21 protein-coding genes are annotated in these 26,015 nt (G+C 72.0%); 12 read left to right on the forward strand and 9 right to left on the reverse strand.

Features of this window, described 5'->3' with window-relative positions:
- The first annotated feature begins 132 nt into the window (after positions 1–132).
- Positions 133–1,032 carry a S1 family peptidase gene (locus KME66_RS28165; RefSeq protein ID WP_216327353.1) on the forward strand — a complete coding sequence of 300 codons (900 nt, stop codon included), beginning with the start codon at positions 133–135 and terminating at the stop codon, positions 1,030–1,032.
- Positions 1,033–1,223: 191 nt separating this feature from the next.
- Complete coding sequence (locus KME66_RS28170) at positions 1,224–1,703, forward strand: hypothetical protein (protein ID WP_073221788.1); 480 nt, start codon at positions 1,224–1,226, stop codon at positions 1,701–1,703.
- A gap of 401 nt (positions 1,704–2,104) precedes the next feature.
- On the opposite strand, the gene KME66_RS28175 is transcribed toward KME66_RS28170, so the two are convergent.
- Complete coding sequence (locus KME66_RS28175) at positions 2,105–3,031, reverse strand: DUF4231 domain-containing protein (protein ID WP_216327354.1); 927 nt, start codon at positions 3,029–3,031, stop codon at positions 2,105–2,107.
- 269 nt (positions 3,032–3,300) lie between these two features.
- Here KME66_RS28175 and KME66_RS28180 point away from each other — a divergent pair, with 269 nt between their 5' ends.
- Positions 3,301–4,029 carry a hypothetical protein gene (locus KME66_RS28180; protein ID WP_253208495.1) on the forward strand — a complete coding sequence of 243 codons (729 nt, stop codon included), beginning with the start codon at positions 3,301–3,303 and terminating at the stop codon, positions 4,027–4,029.
- 297 nt (positions 4,030–4,326) lie between these two features.
- On the opposite strand, the gene KME66_RS28185 is transcribed toward KME66_RS28180, so the two are convergent.
- Positions 4,327–4,491, reverse strand: coding sequence for a hypothetical protein (locus KME66_RS28185; RefSeq protein ID WP_178379007.1), 165 nt, complete (start codon positions 4,489–4,491; stop codon positions 4,327–4,329).
- Positions 4,492–4,513: 22 nt separating this feature from the next.
- On the opposite strand from KME66_RS28185, the gene fxsB reads away from it, so the two are divergent.
- From fxsB to fxsT, 3 genes are all read left to right on the forward strand, one after another.
- Entirely contained in the window at positions 4,514–6,811 is a 2,298-nt protein-coding gene (gene fxsB, locus KME66_RS28190) for a radical SAM/SPASM protein FxsB, inactivated metallohydrolase extension form (protein ID WP_253208496.1), read from the forward strand.
- Between the two features lie 96 nt (positions 6,812–6,907).
- Positions 6,908–8,248 (forward strand): FxsC protein, encoded by a 1,341-nt coding sequence (gene fsxC / locus KME66_RS28195; protein WP_216327357.1) that lies wholly within the window; start codon positions 6,908–6,910, stop codon positions 8,246–8,248.
- Positions 8,245–12,180, forward strand: coding sequence for an FxSxx-COOH system tetratricopeptide repeat protein (gene fxsT, locus KME66_RS28200; protein WP_216327360.1), 3,936 nt, complete (start codon positions 8,245–8,247; stop codon positions 12,178–12,180). The genes fsxC and fxsT overlap by 4 nt, the downstream gene beginning before the upstream one ends.
- 48 nt (positions 12,181–12,228) lie before the next feature.
- Here fxsT and KME66_RS28205 read toward each other — a convergent pair whose 3' ends face one another.
- Positions 12,229–13,116: an alpha/beta hydrolase gene (locus tag KME66_RS28205; RefSeq protein WP_073221813.1), complete on the reverse strand. Its 888-nt coding sequence runs from the start codon at positions 13,114–13,116 to the stop codon at positions 12,229–12,231.
- A gap of 355 nt (positions 13,117–13,471) precedes the next feature.
- Between KME66_RS28205 and KME66_RS28210 the strand changes: the two genes are divergently transcribed.
- Positions 13,472–14,650, forward strand: a complete 1,179-nt coding sequence (locus tag KME66_RS28210; RefSeq protein ID WP_216327363.1) for a S1 family peptidase — start codon at positions 13,472–13,474, stop codon at positions 14,648–14,650.
- A gap of 80 nt (positions 14,651–14,730) precedes the next feature.
- Here the strand turns inward: KME66_RS28210 and KME66_RS28215 are convergent, their stop codons facing one another.
- Complete coding sequence (locus KME66_RS28215) at positions 14,731–15,228, reverse strand: phospholipase (protein ID WP_216327366.1); 498 nt, start codon at positions 15,226–15,228, stop codon at positions 14,731–14,733.
- 362 nt (positions 15,229–15,590) lie between these two features.
- Between KME66_RS28215 and KME66_RS28220 the strand changes: the two genes are divergently transcribed.
- Positions 15,591–16,481 carry a triacylglycerol lipase gene (locus tag KME66_RS28220; protein WP_073221823.1) on the forward strand — a complete coding sequence of 297 codons (891 nt, stop codon included), beginning with the start codon at positions 15,591–15,593 and terminating at the stop codon, positions 16,479–16,481.
- Between the two features lie 126 nt (positions 16,482–16,607).
- Here KME66_RS28220 and KME66_RS28225 read toward each other — a convergent pair whose 3' ends face one another.
- On the reverse strand, positions 16,608–17,654 hold the full coding sequence (locus tag KME66_RS28225; RefSeq protein ID WP_216327370.1) for a lytic polysaccharide monooxygenase: 1,047 nt from the start codon (positions 17,652–17,654) through the stop codon (positions 16,608–16,610).
- A 373-nt stretch (positions 17,655–18,027) separates the two neighbouring features.
- On the opposite strand from KME66_RS28225, the gene KME66_RS28230 reads away from it, so the two are divergent.
- The gene (locus tag KME66_RS28230) at positions 18,028–19,521 is read left to right on the forward strand and encodes a trifunctional class I SAM-dependent methyltransferase/NUDIX hydrolase/VOC family protein (RefSeq protein WP_216327373.1); all 1,494 of its coding nucleotides are present in this window, start codon (positions 18,028–18,030) and stop codon (positions 19,519–19,521) included.
- Positions 19,522–19,859: 338 nt separating this feature from the next.
- Here the strand turns inward: KME66_RS28230 and KME66_RS28235 are convergent, their stop codons facing one another.
- Both KME66_RS28235 and KME66_RS28240 read right to left on the reverse strand, forming a co-directional pair.
- Complete coding sequence (locus KME66_RS28235) at positions 19,860–20,378, reverse strand: DUF402 domain-containing protein (protein ID WP_216327376.1); 519 nt, start codon at positions 20,376–20,378, stop codon at positions 19,860–19,862.
- Positions 20,362–21,279 carry a GNAT family N-acetyltransferase gene (locus KME66_RS28240; protein WP_216327386.1) on the reverse strand — a complete coding sequence of 306 codons (918 nt, stop codon included), beginning with the start codon at positions 21,277–21,279 and terminating at the stop codon, positions 20,362–20,364. The genes KME66_RS28235 and KME66_RS28240 overlap by 17 nt, the downstream gene beginning before the upstream one ends.
- A gap of 70 nt (positions 21,280–21,349) precedes the next feature.
- Between KME66_RS28240 and KME66_RS28245 the strand changes: the two genes are divergently transcribed.
- Positions 21,350–21,724: a GntR family transcriptional regulator gene (locus KME66_RS28245; protein WP_073221837.1), complete on the forward strand. Its 375-nt coding sequence runs from the start codon at positions 21,350–21,352 to the stop codon at positions 21,722–21,724.
- A gap of 128 nt (positions 21,725–21,852) precedes the next feature.
- Here the strand turns inward: KME66_RS28245 and KME66_RS28250 are convergent, their stop codons facing one another.
- Positions 21,853–22,947, reverse strand: coding sequence for a DUF5925 domain-containing protein (locus KME66_RS28250; RefSeq protein WP_216327388.1), 1,095 nt, complete (start codon positions 22,945–22,947; stop codon positions 21,853–21,855).
- A gap of 421 nt (positions 22,948–23,368) precedes the next feature.
- Here KME66_RS28250 and KME66_RS28255 point away from each other — a divergent pair, with 421 nt between their 5' ends.
- Together KME66_RS28255 and KME66_RS28260 are read left to right on the forward strand one after the other, a co-directional pair.
- Positions 23,369–24,172: an SGNH/GDSL hydrolase family protein gene (locus tag KME66_RS28255; protein ID WP_073221842.1), complete on the forward strand. Its 804-nt coding sequence runs from the start codon at positions 23,369–23,371 to the stop codon at positions 24,170–24,172.
- A 310-nt stretch (positions 24,173–24,482) separates the two neighbouring features.
- Positions 24,483–24,746 carry a hypothetical protein gene (locus KME66_RS28260; RefSeq protein ID WP_073221846.1) on the forward strand — a complete coding sequence of 88 codons (264 nt, stop codon included), beginning with the start codon at positions 24,483–24,485 and terminating at the stop codon, positions 24,744–24,746.
- 54 nt (positions 24,747–24,800) lie between these two features.
- On the opposite strand, the gene KME66_RS28265 is transcribed toward KME66_RS28260, so the two are convergent.
- Entirely contained in the window at positions 24,801–25,997 is a 1,197-nt protein-coding gene (locus tag KME66_RS28265; RefSeq protein WP_216327391.1) for a CaiB/BaiF CoA-transferase family protein, read from the reverse strand.
- Positions 25,998–26,015: the final 18 nt, after the last annotated feature.

Raw genomic sequence — 26,015 nt, forward strand, 5'->3', positions numbered from 1 at the left:
CGGGGGCCTCGATACTCCGGTCAGCGATTGTCAGGGGCACGGCAAGTCCGGAATCCGGGCAGGCCCCCGACTGCGCCTCAAGGGCCCGCCACCCCACAGGTGGGCCCCCGATTCCCCTCGGAGGAACCCGACGTGAGGATCAAGCGCACCAACAACCGCTCCACCACGGCGAGACGCGTCCGCTCCACGGCCGTCCTCGCGGGGCTCGCCGCCGTCGCGGCCATGGCCATCCCCACCGCGAACGCCGAAACCCCCCGAACGTTCAGCGCCAACCAGCTGACCGCGGCGAGCGACGCCGTGCTCGGCGCCGACATCGCGGGCACCGCCTGGAACATCGACCCGCAGACCAAGCGCCTCGTCGTCACCGTCGACAGCACGGTCTCGCAGGCGGAGATCAACCGGATCAGGAAGTCGGCGGGCGCCAACGCCGACGCACTGCGGATCGAACGCACCCCCGGCAAGTTCACCAAGCTGATCTCCGGCGGCGACGCGATCTACTCGAGCACCGGACGCTGCTCCCTCGGCTTCAACGTCCGCCGCGGCAGTACCTATTACTTCCTCACCGCCGGTCACTGCACCGACGGTGCGTCCACCTGGTGGGCCAACTCGGCCCGTACCACGGTGCTCGGCACGACCGCCGGATCGAGCTTCCCGAACAACGACTACGGCATCGTGCGCTACACCAACAGCAGCATCACCAAGAGCGGCACCGTCGGCAACCAGGACATCACCAGCGCCGCCAACGCCACGGTCGGCATGTCCGTCACCCGTCGCGGCTCCACCACCGGCACGCACAGCGGTTCGGTCACCGGACTCAACGCCACCGTCAACTACGGGGGCGGCGACGTCGTCTACGGCATGATCCGCACCAACGTGTGCGCCGAGCCCGGCGACTCCGGCGGCCCGCTCTACTCCGGCACCCGGGCGATCGGTCTCACCTCCGGCGGCAGCGGCAACTGCTCCTCCGGTGGCACGACCTTCTTCCAGCCGGTCGTGGAAGCCCTGAACGCGTACGGCGTCAGCGTGTACTGACCGGCACCGCCGATCAGGTACGGCCCTGTCCGTACAAACGTGCCCCCGTCCGGAATTCCGGACGGGGGCTCCCGTTCGCCGGGCAGCTCTTGAGAGGATGTCGCCACGACGGACGGTCGGGACGGGGCGGGGCGGCAGGGAGTGCGGGAGCGCTCCGGGGTGCGCCGCCGGCATCAGGGGGTAGCAGGTCCGTGTATCGCATCGGAGTGACCGGTCACCGCTCCATCCCCGCCGAGGCTGAAGCGGATGTGCTCGCCGGAATGCGGGCCGCGCTGTGCGGCTTCGACCGTGCCACCCAGGCACTCTCCAGTCTGGCCGTCGGCGCGGACCAGCTCTTCGCCGACCTCGCTCTCACCTGCGGCGCCGAACTCACCGCCGTGATCCCCAGTGGGGACTACGAGGCATGCTTCGACAACGCGGCCGACCTCGCCCGCTACCGGACGCTCAAGGCGCGCGCGGCGCGGGAGGTCCGGCTCGGCTTCCCGCACTCCACCGACGAGGCGTACTACGCGGCGGGCGCCTACATCGCCGACCACTGCGACCGGCTGCTCGCGGTCTGGGACGGCCTCCCCGCCCGGGGCCTCGGCGGTACGGGCGACATCGTGACGTACGCCCGCACGCTGGGCCGCCCGGTCACCGTGATCTGGCGCGACGGGGTGCTGCGCGGCTGACCGGTGCCGGGGCGACGGCATCCTGTGCGGCGTGCCCCGGGCCGGGCCCGGCTGGTCCGAGGTGGCTCGGGGCGGGGGGCCACACGCGGCGCCGGACTGCCGGAGGGGCGTACACGGTGCCCGGCCGGCCTGTGGCCGTACGGGGTCCAGAACCCAGCCGGGTGCTGTACGCGGTGCCCGGCCGGGCCAGTGGCGCACGCGGTCCAGGAGTCGGCCAGGGGGTAACACGCGATGCAGGGCCCGGTCAGGGGGCAACACACGGTGCACGACCCGGTCAGCGCACGCACGCGGTGCCCGGCCGGCAGCGGATCGGCGGCCGATCGGCGTGCGGCCGCGGGCCGCCGAAGGCATCCCCCAAGGGGCGAGACCGAGTTCGGGTCACGGGCTGCGAGAACGGGGCGTCACACGCGGTGCCGGACCAGCCAGTCCGTGTGCTCGGGCGACACGATCCGCTCCGTCTCGAACACCGCCGCCGGCCAGTGCCGTTCGGTGAGCGTGGTCTCCATGGCGGCCTGCATCGACTCCAGGTCCTGCTCCACCAGCGAGTGCGCCGAGATCAGCGGATGGTGCCGGCGCATCTCGTTCCAGGCGAGACAGGCCGCCGCGGCAGCGGACAGCGCTCCCGTCAGGCCGAACGACCGGCCCACCCCGAAGACCTGGAGCACGCTCAGCGCCAGCGCCGGGAGCGTCAGCGCGACGATGGCGCCGGACCACATGAGGGCCCCGTGCCGGGAGGCGTGCCGGCGACGGCGGTACCAACGGCGCTGTTCGATGAGCCGGTCCCGGACATATGTCTCCTTGCGGACCGTGTAGGCCTTGTTCCGTAACGCGCGCATGGACTCCGTGATGAGGCCGCCGGAATCCGGCAGTTCCTCGCGCGGGTCGGCCCAGCCCACCTTCCGCAGCTCCTGGAGGCCGTCCTCCACACGATTGGCGAACAGCGCCTCCGGGTGCTCGGACGCGCTGTCGAACGGGGCGCCGTGCACCGCGTAACGCCAGCAGTTCGACTTGATGAACTCGGCTGCGGAGCGGTTGAGTTGCCAATGCGACTTTGCTTTGCGCTGGGAGGCGAGGAAGGTCGTGAAGAGCACGCCCAGATAGGCCAGCACCGCCGCGCCGTACAGCGCCCGGGTCGCGGGCCCGTCATCGGCGTGCCAGGGCAGCGCGGCGGGCACCGTGCCGGCCACGAGCAGCGCCAGCTGCACCCGGGTGGTGTTCACGGCCTCGCGCTGGCGGGCCACGGCGACCGCGTCCGTGTGATGGAACAGTTCCGGCAGGTCGTCGTTCCTGAAGACCATGGATCTCAGCGGCTCGGGCAACGCCGTCATGGTCGCCTCCGTCTGCAGTTGTCGTATGACCCGGCAGGCCGGCGCGCCCGTCCCGTCCGGGGCCACGAGAGTAGGGGGGAGGCCGGAGCCCGGCAAGAGCGTCCCGGCCTCTCCGGCAGCTGCCGCGACGAGGTTCGGCCACCTCGGCGCAGGCGTCCTTCCTCGCCGCGCAGGACTGTGGCAGGGTTGCCCAACTGTGGCGAAAATACGGCGAGTTGCTGCCTGAAATTCCGGCGGTGCGATCGCCGTCGGTGAGGGGAGGGGGCATCGTGGTGGACCGGGGGCCAGGGGCGGGCGAGGACGGCGTGCCGATCGCGGACAGCCAGCGCAGGGTGCGCCGCAGCCCGCTGTTCTTCACCGGGCCGCTGGTGCTGCTCGCTGCCCTGGTCCTGATCCTGCTGTGGGAGATCGTCCGGGCGAACGTCTCTCCCGGCGCCCGCGCCGAGTGGCCCTGGCGGCTGCAGATGATGGACATGGAGGCGCTGGGCAGCCTGCTCGCCGTGGCGGCCGGAGCGGTCCTGGCGCGGGCCCAGTACGCCCGCACGGTCCGCCCCTACCTGGGCTGGCGCGGGGCCTGGCGCGAGGGCCTGCTCGCCGACGGGGAACCCGCCTGGCGCGTAGGGGTGCTGAACGGCGGGCAGCACATCGCCGTGATCGAGAAGTGGGAGTGCCGGGCCGTCCTGCGCGGCGCACCCGTCGCCGAGTCGGCGGCGCCCTGGACGGATCTCGCGGAAGCCGTCGAGGTCCTGGCCGCAGGGGGTCTCACGTCCGGCCGGGACTACCGGCTCATCGCCTTCGGGCCGGGCTTCCCCCTGGTCGGAGCCGGAGGGTACGACACCGTGGAGGCAGGGGTGTTCTCCCGGCGTTGCGTCGAGCGGGTGGAGGTGCTCCAGATCCGGGTGCGGGTCACGGACGTCGTCGGCGACAGCCACGAACGTGTTCTGGACTGCATGCGCGGCTCCCGGCCCGCGGACCGCGAGCCGGACGAGGCCCCCTGAGCGCACGACCGGCCGGGAACCGGCGGCATGCCTCTCTCCGGCAGGGGCCGGCGGCCGGCGGAGCGGGTCCCTGCCGACGCCCCCCGCCGGCCGCCCCCCCCGCTCACCCGAGCGGCCCAACGGGAGGTCTGTTTCCGGTTTTTGAATCCGGTGAGAAGGCTGGACCGTCGGCATGTGCAAGGGGCTGAGCGGTAGTAAAGTGCGCGTGCCGGGATGTGTGATGACACGAAATCCGGCGCCCCCATCAATGTCTGGAAACAGACCCCTTCAGGATCCCCCTAGGACGGCCGTGAAGACCTACGGAACCACCCCCGCCTTCGCCTCCGCGAAGACCCGCGCGACCCTCGCGTCCACGGACGCCCGCAGCGCCGAGGCCGCCAGGAAGCTCAGCCGTGTATGCGCTGCGACCACGGACCGTTCGACCCGGATCTCCACCTTCAGTTCGGCTCTCTGAGCAGCCATCAGGAGTGGCTAGAATGAGGGAATGACAGGACCCCTGGTCCCTTTCCGTGAATTCGTTCTCAAGGTGCACTCCCGGTGTGATCTGGCCTGTGATCACTGCTATGTCTACGAACACGCAGATCAGAGTTGGCTGACCCGCCCGAAGGTCATCTCCGACGAGGCGATTTCCTGGACGGCCCGGCGTCTGGCCGAGCACGCCACGACTCACGCACTTCCCTCCGTCACAGTGATCCTGCACGGCGGAGAACCGCTCCTGGCAGGGCCCGCGCGACTGCGCCGGGTCTGTGAGGAGCTCGGCTCGGCCCTGAACGGCATCGCTGAGCTGGACCTCAGGATCCACACCAACGGCGTCCAGCTCAGCCCCCGCTATCTCGACCTCTTCGACGCGTTCCACGTCCGGGTCGGGATCTCCCTCGACGGCGACCGCGCCGCCAACGACCGCCACCGCCGCTTCGCCGACGGGCGCAGCAGCCACCCGATGGTGATGCGAGCGGTCGGCCTGCTCCGTGAGGAGCGCTACCGTCATCTGGATCTCGGCCTGCTGTGCACCGTCGACATCCACAACGACCCGGTGGCCGTGCACGACGCCCTCGCCGCCCTCGGGCCTCCGCTCGTCGACTTCCTGCTGCCGCACGCGACCTGGGACGACCCGCCCGCGCGGCCGGACGGCTCGCCCACCGCGTACGCCGCATGGCTCCTCGCGGTCTTCGACCGCTGGTCGGAGCGGGGCCGCCCCATGCCCGTGCGGATGTTCTCCTCGGTGCTCTCCACCCTGAGCGGTGGTCCCAGCCTCACCGAGTCCCTGGGCCTCGCCCCCACCGATCTGGTCGTCATCGAGACCGACGGGACGCTGGAGCAGGTCGATTCGCTCAAGAGCGCCTACGAGGGCGCCGCCTCCACCGGGTTCGACGTCTTCCGCAACAGCTTCGACGAGGTCGCCGCCCACCCCGGCGTCCGGGCGCGGCAGCTCGGGCTGGCCGGGGTCAGCGAGACCTGCCGCCGTTGCCCCGTCGTACGTTCATGCGGCGGTGGGCTCTACACCCACCGCTACCGCTCCGGTACCGGCTTCGACAACCCGTCGGTCTACTGCCACGACCTGGCCGCCCTGATCCAGGGCATCGAGGAACGGACGACCGCCGCCGCCGAGTCGTCCGCCGTCCGGGTGCCGGACGCGTTGCTCGCCGCCCAGCAGGACCTGACGCGGACCCTGCTCGCGGTGGTCCACGACACCCTCGACGGGCGGGGCGGAGAGCTCTGGGACGAGGCCTGGAGGCTGGCGGCGGAGGTGGAGGCCGAGGAATCGGGGGCGGAGGCGCTCGACGCCGTGCTCGCGCACCCCTATACCCGTACCTGGCTGCTCGATGCCCTGGAGGACGTCCGGGCCGGGCGCGCCCTGACAGGGCCTGCCGCCGAACGGCTCTCCACCACCGTGGCCGCCGCCGCGGTGCGGGCCCGGATCGACGTGCCCGTTCCGGTTGCGTACCGCGACGGACGCCTGTATCTGCCCACCCTCGGCACGGCGGTCCTCGGCGGTCCGGGAGCCCGGGGCACGGCGACGGTGCGCGTCGCCGGCGAGGGCTTCCTCGTCCGGCGGCCGGGCGACGCGCCCGGCGCGGAACTGCGCGTCGTGCCGCCGCACGAGGGCCCGCACTGGCATCCGGTGCGCGTCCTGCGCCAGGGGGCGGCACCGGCACTTCTGCTGGACGACCTCGATCCCTTCCGCGACTGTTTCGACGCGCCCGCGGCCGGCCGCCTCGCCCCGGAGGCCGTTGACACCTGGGCGCACCGGTTCGCCGAGGCCTGGGAGCTGCTGGCCGACGCCGTTCCGGAACAGGCGGCCGAGGCGGCCCGCACGCTCACCACGGTGACTCCGCTGGCCGCCGGCGGGGCCCGTCCCGGCCGGCACGGCTACGGCGCACTGGGCGGCGCGGCACATGACGTGCCGGAGGAGCTGGCCCTCGGCCTGCTCAGCGGATTCCGCCGGGCGAAACTGCGGGCGCTCGGCGAAGTGACGGATCTTTACGCCCTGGACGGTACCTGGGACCATCGAACGCCTTGGGGGAGCGAACACGTCCCGTTCTCCCGGCTGCTGGCCGAGACATTCGAACGGGCGGGGCTCGGACTCTACGATCCGCGCTTTCTCACGGGTGTTCCGGAAGCGCTCGACATGATCGAAAACGCGGCGGAGGTGACGGTCGACGGAAAACAGCTGATCGCCGCTGTCCGCAAGGAGATCAGCGGAACACGGAGTGCGGCCGGGAGGAAACGCGGCAGGAGCCTCTCGCCGTCCGGCCCTGGGGGAGAACGTTCTGGCGTCTGACCGGAAAAAGACGTTCGAATGACCGAACGGCAGGGGGCTGGAATGCGGCCGGCTCCGGAATGATGAGTTCGCTGGCACTCCCTTCCTCCTTGCGGGATGCGAGTGCTCATACAGGACGGGGGTCGTGTGCACGCATCGACGCACCAGCGAGCGGTGGGCCATCGACCGTATTTCTTTCTGAGCTACGCCCATACGCCCGGGTACGGCGCCGGCACGGACCCCGACATGTGGGTCGAACGGCTGTTCCAGGATCTCTGCGGCCACGTGATGGCCATGACCGACTTACCCGCCGGCGCGCCCGCGGGATTCATGGACCGGGAGATACGCTCCGGCGAGGGCTGGTCGGAACGGCTCGGCGACGTCCTCGCCACCTGCCGGGTCTTCGTTCCGCTGTTCTCGCCGCGCTACTTCGCCAGTGAGATGTGCGGCAAGGAGTGGTACGCCTTCGAGCAGCGGGCCATCCACCACCGGGCCCGCTCCAACCAGCCGGCCGAGGCCATCGTCCCGGCGCTCTGGGTGCCGGTGCCGCCGAGCCAACTGCCCGGCTCGGCCGAACGGTTGCAGTTCAACCACCGTGACTTCGGTGAACGGTACGTCAGCGACGGCCTCTACGGTCTGATCAAGCTCAGACTCTTCGCCGAGGAATACGAACGGGCCGTCTACGAACTGGCCAAACGCATCGTCAGCGTCGCCGACACGGTCCGCATCGACACCGGCCGGCCGGTCGACTACCGCCTGGCCCCCAGCGCCTTCGGCTCCCCCAGCAGCGGGGTCGGCGCACCCCGGCCGATGCAGATCACCATCGCGGCGCCCACCCGCCACGATCTGCCCGAGGGGCGCAGCAGCGACCACTACGGCGACCATCCCCAGGACTGGAACCCGTACTACCCCGCCTCCGTCCGGCCGCTGGCCTATGTGGCCGAGGAACTGGTCCGCTCGCTCAACTACCAGGCCGTCATCACCTCGTTCGACGAGGACCGGCACGACGGCAAGGCCCCGCCCAGCACCCCCGAGATCCTGCTCGTCGACCGCTGGGCCCTGAGGGACGCGGACCACTGCCGCCGCCTCGCCGCGTTCGACGCGGAGAACCGTCCCTGGGTGACCCTGGTCGTGCCCTGGAGCCGTGACGACCACCAGAGCAGGGCGGCGGAGACGGAGCTCACCGAGAAGCTCGAAGCGGTGATGCCCGTCAAGATGGGCCAGGGCCGGGCCCTCTGCCGCGCCGCGGCGAAAGGAGTGCCCACCATGGAGGCGTTCGGCCAGCTCCTGCCCCAGGTGGTCGAGGTGGCCGCCCAGCAGTATCTGAAGCACGCGAAGGCCTACCCGCCCGGACCGGGCGGCGGATCCGGCGAGCGGACCCGGCTCACCGGACCCATGGGCGACACGAGCTACTTACCCGACCCGCACGACCCTGCGACGGAAGCGGAGGACCTATGAGTGCCGGTCGTGACGGGCGCATCGTCACCTTCTACTCGTACAAGGGCGGTACCGGGCGCACCATGGCGCTCGCCAACACCGCCTGGATCCTCGCGGCCAACGGCAAGCGGGTGCTGGCCGTCGACTGGGACCTGGAAGCCCCCGGGCTCCACCGGTTCTTCCACCCCTTCCTGGACCCGGCCACCCTCGGCGCCACCACCGGCGTGATCGACCTGATCACCGAGTACGCCTGGGCCGCGACCAGCCCCGCCCAGCGCGCCGAGGACTGGCACCGCGACTACGCCCGCATCCAGCCGCACGCCGTGTCACTGACCCCGGAGTCGCTCGGCTGGGAGTTCCCGCAGGGCGGCACGCTCGACTTCGTGTCCGCCGGACGGCAGAACCGCGAGTACAGCGCCACCGTCTCCACCTTCGACTGGGACAACTTCTACGACCGCTTCGGCGGCGGCCACTTCTTCGACGCCCTGCGCGACGACATGAAGGCCAACTACGACTACGTCCTCATCGACAGCCGGACCGGCCTCAGCGACATCGCCGACATCTGCACCGTGCACCTCCCGGACGTACTCGTCGACTGCTTCACCCTCAGTGACCAGTCCATCGACGGCGCGGCCTCGGTCGCCCGCCAGATCGCCGAGCGCAACACGGGCCGCCCCATCTCCATCTACCCCGTGCCGATGCGGATCGACGAGGGCGAGAAGGAGAAGGCCGACGCCGGACGGGCGCTGGCCCGGCTCAAGTTCGACCGGCTGCCGCGCGATCTGTCCGGTGACGAACTCACCGCCTACTGGGGGGCGGTGGAGATCCCGTACCGGCCCTACTACGCCTACGAGGAGACCCTCGCCACCTTCGGCGACGAGGCCGGACTCACCAACTCGCTGCTCTCCGCCTTCGAACGGCTCACCGCGGTCATCACCGACCGAGAGATCACCGCGATGCCCCCGGTCGGCGAAGAGGTCCGGCTGCGGATCCGCGACGCCTTCACCCGGCGCAGGCCCGCCCTGCCCGCCGACCTCCACCTCAGCTACGTGGCGGAGAACCGGATGTGGGCCGACTGGCTCGAATCGATTCTCACCCGGGCCGGATTCCGCGTCGTTCCGCGTGACGTCTCCGCCGAACAGCCGGCCGACAACCCGGCCGACACCCCCGCCGAGAGCGCCGCGCGCACCGTGGTCCTGCTCTCCAGCGCGTATCTGAAATCCCAGCGCGCGGTCGAGCTGTGGGAACGGACCGCCGCCGAGGCCGTCGGCAGCGGCCGCCGTCGACTGCTCCCGCTGCGGGTCGGGGACGTACGCCTGACCTCTCCGTACATCGACCGCAATCCCGTCGACCTGTTCCGGCTCGACGAGGTGCACGCCACCACCGCCGTGATGCGCGCCCTGGACCGCCCGGTGCAGGTGGCCGACGGGGTCTCGCCCGGCCCCCGCTTCCCGGGCACCGTGCCGAGGATCTGGAACGCGCCGCCCCGCAACCCCGGCTTCACCGGCCGCTCGCTCGTCCTGGAGCGGATGCGCGACCAGCTCGGCGGCGGCCTGGCCGTCGTCCTGCCGCAGCCGCAGACGCTCTACGGACTCGGCGGCGTCGGCAAGACCCAGGTGGCCCTGGAGTACGTGCACCGCTTCATGGCCGACTACGACCTGGTGTGGTGGATATCGTCCGAGCAGCCGGACGACGTCGTCGCCTCGCTCGCCGAACTCGCCGGGCGGCTCGGCGCCCAGGGCGGCGACGACATGGCGGCCGCCTCCCAGGAGGCCGTCGACCTGCTGCGGCGCGGGGTGCCCTCGGACCGCTGGCTGCTGGTCTTCGACAACGCGGACGACCCCGAGCAGCTGCGCCGCTACTTCCCGCAGGGAGGCTCCGGCCACATCCTGGTGACCTCCCGCAACCAGAGCTGGTCCCAGCACGGGGACGCGCTGCCCGTGGACGTCTTCCTGCGTGAGGAGTCGGTCGAGCACCTCCAGCGCCGGGCCCCGGGGCTCAGCGACGAGGACGCCGCCCAGGTGGCGACGGCGGTGGGGGACCTGCCGCTCGCCGTGGAACAGGCGGCCGCCTGGATCGCGGAGACCGCCACCCCCATCGACACCTATCTCGAACAGCTCGCCCAACAGGCGCCCCAGGTCCTCGCGCTCAACCAGCCGGCCGGCTACCCGCAACCGGTCGCCGCGACCTGGAACATCTCCATCGCCCGGCTCAAGGAGCGCTCGCCCGCCGCCGTACGGCTGCTCCAGCTCTGCGCGTTCTTCGCACCGGAGCCGATCTCCGCGAACCTCCTCTACAGCAAGGAGATGATCGACGCGCTGAAGCCGTACGACTCCTCGCTCCAGGAGAAGCTGGTACTGGGCCGGGTCATCCGGGAGATCGGCCGCTTCGCCCTGGCCAAGGTCGACCAGGTCTCCAACTCCGTCCAGGTGCACCGCCTCGTCCAGGCCGTGATCAAGGCCCAGCTCAGCGAGGAGGAGCAGCGCGAGGCCCGGCACGTCGTCCACCGCGTCCTCGCCGGGGCCCGGCCCGACGACGACGAGCCCATAGACAATCCGGAGACCTGGCCGCGCTTCGCCACGATCTGGCCGCACCTGGGCCCCTCCGACGCCCGCAACTGCAAGGAGCCGGAGACCCGCAGGCTGCTGATCGACCGGGTCCGCTACCTCTGGAAGCGCGGTGACGTCAGGACCGCCGGCGCCCTCGGCGACGAGCTGCGGGAGATCTGGCGGGAGAAACTGGGCGAGCGCGATCTCCAGTACCTCTACCTCTGCTTCCACATCTCCAACATCCTGCGCACACGAGGGCGTTACGTGGAGGCGCGGGAGCTGGACGAGACCACCCTGGAACGGCAGCGGGAGGTGCTGGGAGCCGAGCACCCCCACACGTACATGACCACCAGCAGCCTGGCCATCGACCTCGGCCTGCTCGGGGACTACGCCCGCGCGATCGAGATGGCGACCGAGGCCCACGAGGGGTTCGGCCAGATCTTCCACGCCTCGCACCCCCGGACCCTGGCCGCGGCCAACAATCTGGCCCTGAACCTGCGCAGCGTCGGCCAGTACGCCCGCGCCCGGGAGATCGACCAGGACGTCTACGACCTCCGCTCCCAGGTGCTGGGCCCGGACCATCCCTACAGCCTGTCGTCCGCCATGAACCTCGCCCGCGACCTGCGGGAGGTCGGCCGGTACGAGGACTCGGTGGCGCTGCTCAGCACCACGTACGACAGATTCAAGGAGACGATGGGCCGGAGCTTCCCCGCCACCCTGAGCGCGGCGAAGAGCCTCGCGGTGTCGCTGCGCAGGGCGGGCCGGCTGGAGGACGCCCACCGTCTCACGGTGGCGACCCGGGCCCGCTACCGCGCGAAGTACACCACCGCCAACCCTGATTCGCTGGCCTGCGACCTCAACCTCGCCGCGGACCTGTTCGCGGCGGGGGAGAGCGCCGAGGCGCGGGACACCGCCCAGGAGGTCGTCGACCAGTACATGAAGGTGCCGGGTGACAAGCACCCGTACACCCTGGCGGCGCAGAACAACCTCGGCGTCTATCTGACGGGGGCCGGCGAGCCGGAGGCGGCGGAGCGGGTGCTGACGCTGGTCGTCGCCGCCATGCGTGAGACGTTCGGCCGGGAGCACCCCAACACCCTGTTCTGCGTGATGAACCTGGCCAGTGCGACGGCCGACCGGGGTGAGCTGGACATCGTGCTGGAGACGGAGCAGCGGCTCTCCGGACAGTTCCGCGAGGCGCTCGGTACCCACCATCCGGAGACCCTGGCCATGACCTCGAACATGGCGGTCACGCTCGATGCGATGGGACGCGGGGCCGAGGCGGCCCAGTTGCGGTCCGAGCTCGTCGTGGAGCTGTCGCGTCAGCTCGGCGGCGACCATCCGCTGGTGCGGATGGCCCGGACCGAGGAGCGGTTCCGGCGGGAGCTGGAGCCGATGTCGGTGTGATCCGCCGTGTGCCGGGAGGACCGGCCTCCCGGCACACGGCGCCCGGGGTCAGGCCCCGCCGCAGTGCTCCCGGTCCTCCAGCAGCCAGTCGAGGATGCGGGGGAGCATCGGGAACGCGTCGAAGTGCGCCGCTCTCGGTTCGAGTACGGTGGTGGCCCCGGGGATCTGACCGGCCAGCCAGCGGGAGTGGCCGACCGGGGCGAAGACGTCCTTCACTCCGTGCCAGAGCAGCACCTCGCCGGTGATCCGGGCCGGATCGAACCCCCAGGGGCGGCAGAACGCGATGGCGTCGTCGATCCAGCCGTACGCCGAATGGCGCAGCCCCTCGCTGAAGTTGCGCAGCAGCATGGAGCGGATGCCCGCGTCGTTGACCACCAGCCGGTCGGAGTCGGTCAGCTCCCGGCGCAGATCGTCCAGCAGCCGGACCGGGTCCCGCCGGATCTGCGCCGAGCGGACGGTGAAGGACCGCGCCAGGGACTCCGGGTCGTCGGCCGCCGTGGAGTACGCCAGCACATTGGACGCGGTCATCCCGTCGAACCAGTCGAGCCCGGCCGCGTCCCACGGGGCGAGACTGACCAGGGCCGCGGTCCGGGTGACCCGTTCCGGCAGCAGGGCCGCGCAGGCCAGGGCGTGCGGTGCCCCGCCGGAGCGGCCCACCACGGCGAAGCGCTCCAGTCCCAGCGCGTCGGCGATGGCGCGGACGTCGGCGACGACGTCGCTGATCCGCCGGCCCTCGTGCCGGTCGCTGCCGCCGTAGCCCGGGCGGTCGTAGGCGATCAGCTGCGTGTGGCGATGGTAGAGGACCATGCCGCGGGGAGCGGGGCCGAGCCTGCTGCCCGGGGTGCCGTGGAGGAGGAAGACCGGTCTTCCCCGTGGATCTCCCATCCGCTCGACCAGCAGATGCCGCCCGTCCGCCGCGAGCACCCGATCGCGCACCCGTGCCTCCCCCGCTCGGTCACCCCGTCACCCGGCGGGCCCGGACCCGTTGCGCTCCCGGTGCCTGCCGCCGTTTCGATGATGACCCATCAGAGGCGTTACGGGGACCGTTCGTCGACGAGGAACTGCGAAGGCCCCGGGGGCCGGCGGGGACGACGCCCGTCGCCATCCGGACGGAGCGCACCAGCATCCGGACCGAGGAGGGGCGAGAATCGGACAGGACTAGTCCTCACCCTGGGGCCGTCGACGGTTGCACCGGGTGTTTGCGAAGGGAACCGACTTGGCGTGACCGTGGGTAAGTGAACGACCCGAGGGCGAAGCGTCGGTGTCGTGTGCCCGTCCGGAAGTCGGCCTTGTGTGCGTTTCCCGGCCTCGGAATAGTGGGCGCCCCATCCTCCGTGTACGGGCACCCCACATGCTTCGTGCACGGCCCCACAGGAGGTCGACGTTGAAGCATCGACGCATGTCCAGGAAGCGCGCGACGCTGGCCGGCTCGGCCGTCGTCGCGCTGGTCGCAGCGGGATTCACGTTCCAGTCCGCGAACGCCAGTGACGATGTGCCGCAGTTCGCGGCCAAGACCCTCAGCGCGAGCGCGGCCGGAAAGCTCGCCGACACCCTGGACCGTGATCTGGGTGCCGACGCGGCGGGCTCGTACTACGACACCACGGCGAAGGCCCTCGTCGTGAACGTCGTCGACGAGGCCGGCGCCGAGCAGGTCCGCCAGGCGGGCGCCAGGGCCAGAATCGTGGAGAACTCCCTCGCCGAGCTGAAGTCGGCCCGGCGGACCCTCGCCGACAGGGCGACGATCCCGGGCACGTCCTGGGCGGTCGACCCGGTGACCAACAAGGTGAAGGTCACCGCTGACAGCACGGTCGACGGCGCCACCTGGAAGAAGCTCTCGGCCGTCGTCGACGGTCTCGGCGGCAAGGCCGAACTCACGAGGACCACGGGTGAGTTCAAGCCGCTGATCGCGGGCGGCGACGCGATCTGGGGCTCCGGCTCCCGCTGCTCGCTCGGCTTCAACGTGGTCAAGGACGGCGAACCGTACTTCCTGACCGCGGGCCACTGCACCGAGTCGGTCACCAGCTGGTCGGACTCCCAGGGCGGTGCGGAGATCGGGGCGAACGAGGGCTCCAGTTTCCCGGAGAACGACTACGGCCTGGTCAAGTACACCTCGGACGTCGAGCACCCGAGCGAGGTGAACCTCTACGACGGCTCCACCCGGGCGATCACCCGGGCCGGTGACGCCACGGTCGGCCAGGCGGTCACCCGCAGCGGTTCCACCACCCAGGTGCACGACGGCGAGGTCACCGGGCTGGACGCCACCGTCAACTACGGCAACGGCGACATCGTCAACGGCCTCATCGAGACGACCGTCTGCGCCGAGCCTGGCGACAGCGGCGGCGCCCTCTTCGCGGGCGACACCGCGCTGGGGCTGACCTCGGGCGGCAGCGGCGACTGCTCCTCGGGCGGTACGACCTTCTTCCAGCCGGTCCCGGAGGCGCTGGCCGCCTACGGCGCCGAGATCGGCTGAGGCGCCACGTACGACGGCAGCGGCGAAGGGCCTCCGGTTCGTGACCGGGGGCCCTTCCCCCTGCCCTGACGGGGGCGGGCTCAGGCGGCCCGGGGCAGGGTGCGGGCGCCGGCGTCCGCCGGGGAGACGCCGAAGACCTTCACGGCCTGGTAGTAGGTCCAGGCCGTGCTGGTGCACGAGGTCTTCGTCGCCCCCGAGTAGCGGGCGCACACGCGCTTGAGGTCCTCGTAGAAGGCGGAGTCGAGCCGCGCCTTGTTGGCGGAGAACGTCCCCGCGGCCTTGTAGTTCCGGTACCCGAAGTCGTGGCGGGCGCAGGCGTTCTTGAACGGGAAGCCGAACGGGTTGTCGGGGGAGCTGCTGCAGTAGTCCGTCGACCAGTCGAAGCCGTATGCGGCCCAGGCGCCCTGGTTGTTGCGGGCCGCGTTCCAGGCGTTGTAGCTGGAGGCGCTGGTCTGGGTCCAGGAGCTGAGCACCTGCGGCTTGTCGGCGGGGGCGGCCGAGGCGGAGACCGCGGAGCCCAGAGCGAGGGGGAGCGACAGGGCGACGGCGGCGAGCGGAACCGTGAAGCGACGACGCATGGACGACCTCCGTGGGGGTGAAAGGAGTTGCTCCTGAGGTGTTCCTCGCCGGGTGGTGCGAGGGACAGGAGCAGCATGTCGTCATGAACGCGTCATGCCTAGATGGTGCGCCGAGTGGACATCGGGAATTGTCGCGCCGGTACGGAGGGTTGGTCTGCGCGTCAGCCGGGGCCGCCGCCGGGTCCTGGTGGCGGTCCGCTCCGTTACGCGGCCCGGCCCGGGGGTGCGTCAGTTTTTACCGACGCGTAACTTCCCTCGTCGGCTTACTCGTGCGTAACTTGGCATGAGCACACAGAACTTGTGGTCCGGGCCACAGGGCGCACCGCCATCGCACCTCCCTTGAGCCGCAAGGAGACCCCACGATGCTGCCCTGGATCCGTGCTGCGCGCGTTCCCCGCACGCGCAGTCTGCTAGCCGCCCTGCTTCTCGCCCTCACCGTTCTCGTCGCCCCCGCGGCCACCGCGAACGCGGCCCCGGCCGCCGAAGCGGCCACATCGCGAGGCTGGAACAACTACTCCTGCAAGCCCTCCGCCGCCCATCCCCGGCCTGTCGTCCTGGTCCACGGAACCTTCGGGAACTCCGTCGACAACTGGCTCGTCCTCGCCCCCTACTTGGTCAACCGGGGGTACTGCGTCTTCTCCCTCGACTACGGTCAGCTCCCCGGCGTGCCGTTCTTCCACGGCCTCGGACCCATCGACAAGTCCGCCGAACAGCTCGACGTGTTCGTCGACAAGGTGCTCGACGCCACCGGGGCCCCGAAGGCCGACATCGTCGGCCACTCCCAGGGCGGCATGATGCCGAACTACTACCTGAAGTTCCTCGGCGGCGCCGACAAGGTCAACGCCCTCGTCGGCATCGCCCCGGACAACCACGGCACCACGCTGCTCGGCCTCACCAGACTGCTGCCGTACTTCCCCGGCGTGGAGAAGTTCATCAGCGACAAGACCCCCGGACTCGCCGACCAGGTCGCGGGATCGCCCTTCATCACCAAGCTCACGGCGGGCGGCGACACCGTCCCCGGCGTCCGCTACACCGTCATCGCGACCAAGTACGACGAGGTCGTGACCCCGTACCGCACGCAGTACCTGGACGGGCCGAACGTACGCAACGTGCTGCTCCAGGACCTGTGCCCGCTCGACCTCTCCGAGCACGTGGCGATCGGGACCATCGACCGGATCGCGTTCCACGAGGTGGCCAACGCCCTCGACCCGGCACGCGCCACCCGGACCACCTGCGCCTCCGTCATCGGCTGACCCACCGCTCGGCAACGGGCCGGGGTCCGGCGTCCGACGGTACGGACGGCGGACCCCGGCCCGTCAGGTCCTGCTGCGCCCGACGTCCCGGAGGGACGCGGCAGGGGTACGGAGGGGGCGCTGCGGTCAGCGGCTGTGGCGCCCCGTCGCGGCGGCGGCCCGCCGGCGCTGCGAGGCGAACAGCACGGCCGCACCGGCGGCGAGCACCCCGGCGCCCCCGATCGCCAGGTACGCACTGCTGCCGGAGCCACCGGTCTCGGCCAGCACCTCGTCCTCGTTCGCGGTGTTGACCTCGGGGGCGTTGCCCTCGGCCTTCGTCTCCGGAGCGGCCGGAGCGGCGGCGGTGACCTTCGCCCCGGTGCTCGCGTCGTCGTCACCGTGGCCGTTGTGCTCGACGGAGGACTTCGCGGCGCCCTCGGTGATCGCCTTCTCGGACGGGGCGGAGGGGGCGGGAGCCGGAGCCTCGGCACCGGCGTCTCCACCGGAACCCTGCTCCTCCTTCCCTTCCTCCTTCTCCGCCGGTCCGCCGCCCGCGGATCCGCCGCCGAACGTCACGTCCGAGCAGGCGTAGAACGCCTCGGGGGAGTCGGAACGCTGCCAGACCGTGTAGACCAGCTGCCGCCCCGAGCGCTCGGGAATCGTCCCGTCGAAGACGTACGAACCGTTCTCCAGCACCGGGTCGGTGGCCTCGGCGAAGGGCTCCGCCTCCAGGTCCGACCAGGCCAGCGGCTTCGTCGCGTCGTAACCGGGCTTGGTCATGTACAGCTCGAACGAGCCCTTGTGCGGCGCCGTCGCCCGGAACCGGAAGGTGTGCTTGCCCGCCGACAGCGCGGTGGCCGGCCAGTCGGCCCGCGGCAGGTCGAGTCCCTTGAACTTGTCGTTGGCCGCGCTGCAGAGCTTGCCGTCCGGGATCAGCTCCCGGTGCTTGCCCGCCGCGTTGGCGATGTTGACCCCGTTCCAGTCGTACAGCGCCTGCGTGCCCCCCGCCGCGACCGCTGCCCGGCACGCCGCCGACTTCGGATTCTCCGGCCCCTCCGCGAAGCACGCCGACACCCGGCTCACCGGGTCGGTCAGCGAACCGTGCGCGACGGCCGGCGTGGCGGTCAGCCCGGCCAGCGCGAGCGGTGCGAGTCCGAGAGCGAGGACTCCGGCGGCCTTGCGACGAGCGGTCATGGGTGGATCTCCTTCGGTACGGCACTGCTGTCGGGGGGTGGCGATCAGCAAGCTAGCCGCTCGGAAGGACGAAAACCCCTGCTGGGAGGGGGTGATGGCGATCCTTATGGTCCCTTTAAGGGGTGGTTAGGCGTGCGCTCAGAAACCCGTTCCGATCCCCGCCCCAGGACGCCTCGGACGGTACGCCGTCGGCCTGGCGCCCCGACACCCGGCGGCCCGGACCACCTCGCCCCGATGCTCATGGCGCGGGCGGCGGGAATCGCCCCGATCGTGGCCTGGCCGCTGACCGGTCGGCCGACCGCACGACTGCGCGGTGGCCGGAAAGCGGCAGAGGAGCCCCGCACTGTCAGTGGCGGCTGAGAGCATCGGAACCATGACCACGATCGACTGGGACGCGGCGGCCGGATCCTTCGACGAGGAGCCCGACCACGGGCTGCTCGACCCCGCGGTGCGCGACGCCTGGGCCGGGCGCCTGGAGAGCTGGCTGCCCGCCACCCGCGGCGATGTGCTGGATCTGGGGTGCGGCACCGGCAGTCTCTCGCTGCTCGCCGCAGGCCAGGGCCACCGCGTCACCGCCGTCGACCGCTCGCCGCGCATGGCCGATCTGGCCCGCACCAAGCTCGCCGGGACCGGCGCGGAGGTCCTCGTCGGGGACGCCGCCCGGCCCCCGGTCGGGGAGCGGGCGTTCGACGTGGTCCTGGCCCGGCACGTCGTCTGGCTGCTCCCGGACCCGGCGGCGGCTCTGGAGCACTGGTTCGCCCTGCTGAAGCCGGGCGGGCGGCTCGTCCTGGTCGAAGGCGTGTGGGGCGGTACCGGCCTCTCCGCCACCACGCTCACCGCCCTGCTCTCGGCGCACACCGAGCGCATCCACCACGAGGACCTGGCCCCCGACAGCCGGCTCTGGGGCAAGAAGGTCGACGACGAACGCTATGCGCTCGTCGCCCGCGCGATGCCGCCCCATCGGCACACCGAGGTCGTCGACGTCCATCTGATCCTTCGCCGGGGCGCGGACGTCCTGCTGGCCCGCCGCTCCAACACGGGTTATGCGGACGGACTGCTCCACCTGCCCTCCGGCCACGCGGAGGACGGAGAGGACGTTCGCGAGGCGATGGTGAGGGAGGCCGCGGAGGAGATCGGCCTCGCTCTGGACCCCGACGAGCTGCGGGTGGCCCTGGTGATGCAGCACCGGGGCCCCGGCGGCGGGGCGCGCATGGGCTGGTTCTTCGTCGCGGAGTACGACCCCGGGCGGCCGCCGCGCAACGCGGAGCCCGAGAAGTGCTCGGAGCTGGACTGGTTCCCGCTGGCCGCGCTGCCGGACGACATGGTGGCGTACTGCCGTGCGGGCCTGGACGGCTACCGGGCGGGCGAGCACTTCCTGATCCACTGGCATCGGGACGGGGAGCCGATCGTCTACGTTCCGGGCGGTGCGGGGCGGGCGGTCCCGCTGCCGGCCGCCCGGGAGACGACCGGCCGGGTTCACCACATCGAGCTGTGGGTGGCGGACCTGGCGGCGGCGGAGCGCAGGTGGGGCTGGCTGCTGGGCCGCCTCGGTCATGTCCCGTATCAGCAGTGGGCGCACGGCCGCAGCTGGCGACGCGGCGACGCGTACGTGGTGCTGGAGCAGTCCCCGGACCTGGTCGCGGGTGATCACGACCGCCGCCGTCCCGGGCTCAACCACCTGGCGTTCCACATCGCGGACCGGGACGCCCTGGACGCCCTGACGGCCGAGGCCCCGGCGTACGGCTGGCGTCTGCTGTTCCCCGACCGCCATCCGTACGCGGGCGGCGACGGGCATCTCGCCGCCTATCTGGAGGACCCGGCGGGATACGAGGTGGAGCTGGTCGCCGCCTCCCGGCCGGGCCCCTGAGCCGGGGCGCATCCGTGCGCCGGGCGGGCCACGGGGAGGGGGGTGTGTCCGTGCGCCGGGCCGCGCCTCTGGGCCGGGTGGTCTCCGTGCGCCGGGCAGCGCCCTCGGGTGCCGGGGCGCCGCTGTCTTCCGGCCGGGCCCCTGAGCCCTGCGCACCCGCGATCCGGGTCGGCGCGGGCGGCCGGGTACGTGCGGGACGACCCTGAGCCCTGCGCACCCGCGACCCGGGCCGGCGACCGGGGCCGCACGGGGACCCGGTCCGTCCTGGAGTCGGCGCCCCCGCGCCCGGACGCGTTCCCGGCCGCCGCCGGCCTTCGCCGGGGAGGGGAAGGAGCCGGTCAGGTCAGGAGAGGGGCCAGGACCTGGGCCCTCGCCAGACCTTCCAGCTCGTCCAGCGCCGAGGCCGCAGCACGGGCCGCCGCCGGGTCACGCTCGGCCAGACCGCTCGCCTCGAACTCGTCCTCGTCCAGCCGCAGTACGGTCGAGCCGTCGGCCGACACCCACAGGTCCAGGTCCAGGTCCTCGACCGACAGCACCCCGTCCGCGAGCACGGCGGGCCGGGTGATGTCGCAGTACCAGCCCTTGAGCCCGCCGTCGCCGGTGCGGACCTCCTTCACCGCGAACCACCGGTCCCGCCAGTAGTGTTCGGTGAACACGTCGCCCGGCTCGAAGCGGACGAAGCCGAAGTTCCGCACGCCGGGCGCGGCCCACGGAGCCCGGACGGTCACGCGGACGCCGTCGTCCCGGACCAGCTGCGCCGGATAGCGGATCTTGGTGCGGCCCGCCTTGGTCAGGGCGACGACCAGTTCCTCAGGGCTGCCCGCGCGGGGCTCAGAGGGGTCACAGGGTGCGGACATGGCGCACCTCCGTCGCGCAGACCCGGTAGCCGAACCACTGGTTGACGGCCAGCATCGGGCCGTTGCCCGTGTCGTTGGAGGTGTAGGCGTCCGTGTAGCCGGCCGCCCGAGCCCGGTGCAGCGAGTCGTTCTTCGCCAGCTTCGCCAGGCCCCGCCCCCGGAACTCCCGCAGCGTGCCGGTCATGGCGCTCAGATAGGTGCGTTCGCCGTCGGTGGTGGCCGCGCTGAACGCCGCCACCTTCCCGTCCACCAGTGTCACCGACGTGAGCCCCTGGTCGAAGGACGGGTGCCGCCAGACGTTCGTCAGCCAGTCCTCGTAGTCGTCGAGTTCGACGGCGATGTCGCTCGGCTCGTCCGCCGTCACCGCGGCGTCCGCCTCGAACAGCGGCCGGGGGTCGTCCGCGAAGTCGCCTCCCGTCCGCAGCTCGACGCCCGCCGGGAGCTCCTGGCGCGGGGGCAGCGCACCGCCCGCCAGGTCCAGCCGCTGGAAACAGGCCGAGCGCTTGGGCTCGTAGCCCCGCTTGCGGGCGAACTCCAGGCTCTCCGGGTTGTCCAGCACCCAGGCGTACAGCGCCGTGGCCCCGACACCGGCCAGGTGGTCCTCCGCCGTGCGCAGCAGCAGCGAGCCCGCGCCGCGGTTCGTGCGGCCGGGAAGCGTGTGCGGGGTGAAGTAGCCCTGACCGGGCTCGGGGCTCTCGTGGGCGATGCCCGCCTGGGCCGTGGCGATGATCTCGCCGTCCTCCTCGGCGACCAGCAGCCGGTAGTGCTTGTCCGGATGGGCGTTCGCCAGGTCGTGGACGACCTGTCCGGGGGTGGCCACCATCCACGGGACCGAGGCCCGGCGGGCCCGCGTCCAGGCCTCCGCGTCGGAGGGGCGGAAATCACGCACGATCACAGTCATGCGGGGGACCGTATGCGCAGCCGCGCCCCGAACGCCTCCCCTTTTCCCGCCGGTGGGGGACAATCGGCCCGTGACTGAGAAGATCGTCCTCGACCCGGACTCCGGCATCGCCCCGTACGAGCAACTGCGCCACCGGATCTCCGAACTGGCCCGCTCCGGTGCGCTGCCCGTCGGCCACCGGCTCCCGACCGTACGCGGCTTCGCCGAGGAGCTGGGCCTCGCCGCCAACACCGTCGCCAAGGCCTACCGGGCCCTGGAGGCGGACGGGGTGATCGAGACCCGGGGGCGTAACGGAACCTTCGTCGCTGCCGCCGGGGGGGCGGCCGAACAGCGGGCCGCGACCGCCGCGCAGCAGTACGCGGAGACCGCCGGGCGGCTCGGCCTCTCCCGGCAGCAGGCCCTGTCGCTGGTCGAGGACGCGGTACGAGCGGCGTACGGGGACTGACCCGCGGCGGCCGTCGGCCCGCGAGTAGTGGCCCTCGGGGCGGACCCCGTCCCCGCGGCCGTGAGGACGCAGGGCGGTGTCCTCGGGCGGACGTCGCTCCCCCGCCGGGGCCGGACTGTGGCCCGGCGTCAGAGATACAGCCCCGCGTCCGTCCCCGTGTCCTGCTTCGGCACCGACGCGGGGCCGATGCCGCGGCGCAGCGCGTACAGCTCGGCCAGGGAGTTGCCCTCCCGGCCCACCCCCTCGTCCGTACCCAGCCAGGCGGCCGACTCCTGACGGGTCAGCGGACCGACCTCGATCCTGGCCAGGCAGCGGCCGGGCCGGACGACCGCCGGGTGCAGCCGCTCCAGGTCCTCGTTGGTGGTGACCCCCACCAGGACGTTACGGCCCTGGCCCAGCAGCCCGTCCGTCAGGTTCAGCAGCCGGGACAGGGCCTGGCCCGCCGTGTGTTTGGCCTCGCCGCGGATCAGCTCGTCGCAGTCCTCCAGGAGCAGCAGCCGCCACCGGCCCTTCTCCGTGCCGTCGTCCTCGCCGATCGCGATGTCCATCAGATAGCCGACGTCGCTGAAGAGACGCTCGGGGTCCAGCACACAGTCGACCTGGCACCATTCGCGCCAGGAACGGGCCAGGGTACGCAGCGCGGACGTCTTTCCGGTGCCGGGCGGGCCGTGCAGCAGGAGCAGCCGTCCCGCGATGTCGTCCGGTGTGACCTTCATCAGCCGGTCCAGGGCATCGGCCACCGGGGCGGTGTAGTTGGGGCGGACCTCGTCCCAGCTCCCGGCGGCGATCCGGCGGGTGGTGCGGTGCGGGCCACGGGTCGGCGAGACGTACCAGAAGCCCATCGTCACGTTGTCGGGCTGGGGCTCCGGTTCGTCCCGCGCCCCGTCCGTGGCCTGGCCGAGCACCTTCTCCGCCAGCTCCGCGCTGGTCGCGGTCACGGTGACGTCCGCGCCCCGGTTCCAGCGGGAGGCCAGCAGGGTCCAGCCCTCGCCCTCCGCCAGCACCGAGCTGCGGGTGCCGTCGCGGGTGGTCCGCAGCACGCGGGCGTCCGGCGGCAGCAGCGTCGCCCCGGCCTTGATCCGGTCGAGGGAGGAGCTGTGGGAGTGGGGCTGCTCGCCCGTCGTGAAGCGGCCGAGGAAGAGCGCGTCGACGACGTCGGAAGGGGAGTCGCTGTCGTCGACGGTGAGCCGGATCGGCAGAGCGGATGCGGGGGAGTCGGGCATGGCGTTCATGATCCGGCACGGGGGAGCCCCGCGCACCCGGTTTCCCGGCGCGGGCCGGGCGCGCTCGCACCGGCAGCCGGCGGAGGGCCGGCCGGCGACGGCGCAAGCCGACGGCGCGACAGCTGACCGAGCGACACCCGACGGTGCGACAACTGCCCGCACAGCAACGGCCCGCACAAGAGCTCCCCGGACAACAGCTGACCGGGCGACACCCCACGGCCGCGACACCCGGTGGGTCCCGACAGAGCGACGCCCGACCGCGCGACACCCGACGGAGCGACAGCGGAGCGACGGTGAGCGCCTGTTGAACCGCCGGGGGCGGACGGAAGCACTCCGCCTCATTTTTGGCATGAACACTTCCGGTCGGGCGAGGGTGCTGCTACTACGGAGTAGGCAGATACCCCCTGCTCAAGGAGGTCCCATGAAATTGTCCAGACTCGTGGCGTTCTCGTCCTCTCTCCTGCTCGGTGCCGCACTCGCCCTGACCGGTGCGGGGGTCGCGAACGCCGACGCGTCCACCGCGGCCGTCGACTACGTCGCCCTCGGTGACTCGTACTCCTCCGGTGTCGGAGCCGGCAGCTACGACGGCTCCAGCTGCAAGCGCAGCAGCCGCGCCTACCCCGCCCTCTGGGCGGCCGCCAACTCCCCCTCGTCCTTCGCCTTCGCGGCCTGCTCCGGTGCCCGGACCAACGACGTCACGGGCAGTCAGCTCGGCAAGCTGAACGCCTCGACCGACCTCGTCTCGATCTCCATCGGCGGCAACGACGCCGGATTCGCCGACGTCATGACGACCTGTGTCCTCCAGTCCGAGGCCACCTGCCTCAACCGGATCGCCACCGCCCGTGCCTATGTCGACTCCACCCTCCCGGGCAGGCTCGACTCCGTGTACTCGGCCATCCGCTCCAAGGCGCCCTCCGCGCAGGTCGTCGTCCTCGGATACCCCCGCTTCTACCAGCTCGGCGGCGGGTGCATCGTCGGTCTGAGCGAGAAGGAGCGCGCCGCCATCAACGGTGCGTCCGACCACCTCAACGCGGCCACCGCCAAGCGCGCGGCGGACCACGGCTTCACCTTCGGTGACGTCAGGACGACCTTCACCGGGCACGAGATCTGCTCCGGCAACTCCTGGCTGCACAGCGTGAACTGGCTCAATATCGGCGAGTCCTACCACCCCACCGCCGCCGGGCAGTCGGGAGGCTATCTCCCGGTCTTCAGGTCCGCTCTCTGACAGGCGCGTTCCCTCGCTCTCCCGCCGGGGCGTTCCCCCATCTCCCCGGCGGGCGGGCTCCCCTGCCGGACCGCCTCGTGCGGGAGTCCTCGCCCGTCGAGGTCTCCCGCTTCGGGGCTGAACGGCCGCGCCCCACGGGGCAAACCTGTCGAACCGCCCCAAGTCGCCCTGAGGTCGCGCCAATTCGGTAACGGGCCGTCAACCTCCGTATATGTGTGCGCAATCGTGTGGCCGGGATACACGGGTGTCACCGCGGGACGATAGGGTTAACCTGCCCGGACCGGGTGCCCTCGTACGGGTGGGGAGTGACATGGAACAGATAACGGTGCGAAGCAGGCCGCGTGTGCCTGCCATCACATGCGGGAGCGGTGCGACCAGTACGCGCCTCGACCGCCATCTCGCGGTGCTCGGCGGCCCCGTCGTCCCGCAGCGCGAGGCGGCCGAAGCGACGTTGCTGATGCGCGAGCTGACCTCGCGTGATGCAGGGCACACCCGCCGGAGCAGGAGTGCCCGCGTGTCGCTCTTCGCCCCGCTGCGGCGGCTGCGGCGCTCGCTCTTCGGCAGCCGCCGCTGACCCACGGCCCGGCTCGCCCGCCCCGGACCGGCCCGCCGCTCGGGGCGGACCCGCTCAGGCGATCACTCCGTCCCGGCGCAGTACCGACGTCTGCTCGTCCGTCATCCCCAGGGCTCGCAGCAGCGCGTCGGTGTGCTCGCCCAGCGCCGGTACGGCACCCATCCGTGGATTCTCCCCGCCCGGCAGCGTGATCGGCGGCAGCAGCGCCCGCAACGGCCCCACCGGTGAACCCACTTCCCGCCACCGGTCCCGGGCCGCGAGCTGCGGATGTGCCGCCACATCGGCCACCGTGTTCAGCCGGGCGCAGGCGATACCCGCCGCCTCCAGGCCGGCCAGCGCCTCCTCGCCCGTCAGGCCCGCCAGTGCCCGGCCCACCGCGTCGTCGGTCCGCTCCCGGTTCGCGGTCCGTGCCGCGTTCGTCGCGAAGTCCGGGTCCTCGGCCAGCTCGGGCCGCCCCAGCACCTGCTCCGCCAGCCGTCGCCACTCCCGGTCGTTCTGCACGGAGAGCAGCACCTGCTCCCCGTCGGCCGTGGCGAAGGCGTCGTACGGGGCGATCACCGAGTGCGCGAGTCCCGTACGCGGCGGGGGCGCGGCACCGTGCATCCCCTGGTGCAGCGGGTGGCCCATCCACTCGGCCAGCGCGTCCAGCATGGAGACCTCCACCGGTCCGCCCCGCCCCGTGGTGGCCCGCCGCAGCAGCGCCGCGAGGACCCCGGAGAACGCGTACATGGCCGCCGCGATGTCGGCCGCCGGAACCCCCGCCTTCACCGGCTGCTCCGCCGTCCCCGTCACCGAGACGAGCCCGGCCTCGCACTGCACGAGCATGTCGTAGGCCCGCTTGTGGGCGTACGGCCCCTCCGCCCCGTACCCCGAGATGTCGACGGCCACGAGCCGCGGATGCGCGGCGCAGAGCGAGGCGGCGTCGAGCCCGAGGCGGGCTGCCGCCCCCTGGGCCAGGTTCTGGACGAACACATCGGCCTCGGCGACGAGTTCACGGACCACCGCGAGGCCGCGCGGGTCCTTGAGATCGACGGCGAGGGACTCCTTGCCGCGGTTGCACCAGACGAAGTGCGAGGCGAGACCGCGCGCCGCCGTGTCGTAGCCGCGCGCGAAGTCACCGCCGTCCGGGCGCTCCACCTTGATGACCCGGGCTCCGAGGTCGGCGAGCTGCCGGGTGGCGAAGGGGGCGGCGACCGCCTGCTCGACGGCCACCACCGTGATGCCGTCGAGGGGGAGGGGCAAGGTGTTCATGCCCCCGTGCATACCCGC

The organism is Streptomyces sp. YPW6 (assembly GCF_018866325.1).
GTDB lineage: Bacteria > Actinomycetota > Actinomycetes > Streptomycetales > Streptomycetaceae > Streptomyces.

Bases quoted from the DNA above. Each gene is read 5' to 3' on its own strand.
- KME66_RS28175 (WP_216327354.1), bottom strand. From the start codon at position 3,031: ATGACGGCGTTGCCCGAGCCGCTGAGATCCATGGTCTTCAGGAACGAC.
- KME66_RS28185 (WP_178379007.1), bottom strand. From the start codon at position 4,491: ATGGCTGCTCAGAGAGCCGAACTGAAGGTGGAGATCCGGGTCGAACGG.
- fxsB (WP_253208496.1), top strand. From the start codon at position 4,514: ATGACAGGACCCCTGGTCCCTTTCCGTGAATTCGTTCTCAAGGTGCAC.
- fsxC (WP_216327357.1), top strand. From the start codon at position 6,908: ATGCGAGTGCTCATACAGGACGGGGGTCGTGTGCACGCATCGACGCAC.
- fxsT (WP_216327360.1), top strand. From the start codon at position 8,245: ATGAGTGCCGGTCGTGACGGGCGCATCGTCACCTTCTACTCGTACAAG.
- KME66_RS28215 (WP_216327366.1), bottom strand. From the start codon at position 15,228: ATGCGTCGTCGCTTCACGGTTCCGCTCGCCGCCGTCGCCCTGTCGCTC.
- KME66_RS28220 (WP_073221823.1), top strand. From the start codon at position 15,591: ATGCTGCCCTGGATCCGTGCTGCGCGCGTTCCCCGCACGCGCAGTCTG.
- KME66_RS28225 (WP_216327370.1), bottom strand. From the start codon at position 17,654: ATGACCGCTCGTCGCAAGGCCGCCGGAGTCCTCGCTCTCGGACTCGCA.
- KME66_RS28230 (WP_216327373.1), top strand. From the start codon at position 18,028: ATGACCACGATCGACTGGGACGCGGCGGCCGGATCCTTCGACGAGGAG.
- KME66_RS28235 (WP_216327376.1), bottom strand. From the start codon at position 20,378: ATGTCCGCACCCTGTGACCCCTCTGAGCCCCGCGCGGGCAGCCCTGAG.
- KME66_RS28240 (WP_216327386.1), bottom strand. From the start codon at position 21,279: ATGACTGTGATCGTGCGTGATTTCCGCCCCTCCGACGCGGAGGCCTGG.
- KME66_RS28250 (WP_216327388.1), bottom strand. From the start codon at position 22,947: ATGCCCGACTCCCCCGCATCCGCTCTGCCGATCCGGCTCACCGTCGAC.
- KME66_RS28255 (WP_073221842.1), top strand. From the start codon at position 23,369: ATGAAATTGTCCAGACTCGTGGCGTTCTCGTCCTCTCTCCTGCTCGGT.
- KME66_RS28260 (WP_073221846.1), top strand. From the start codon at position 24,483: ATGGAACAGATAACGGTGCGAAGCAGGCCGCGTGTGCCTGCCATCACA.
- KME66_RS28265 (WP_216327391.1), bottom strand. From the start codon at position 25,997: ATGAACACCTTGCCCCTCCCCCTCGACGGCATCACGGTGGTGGCCGTC.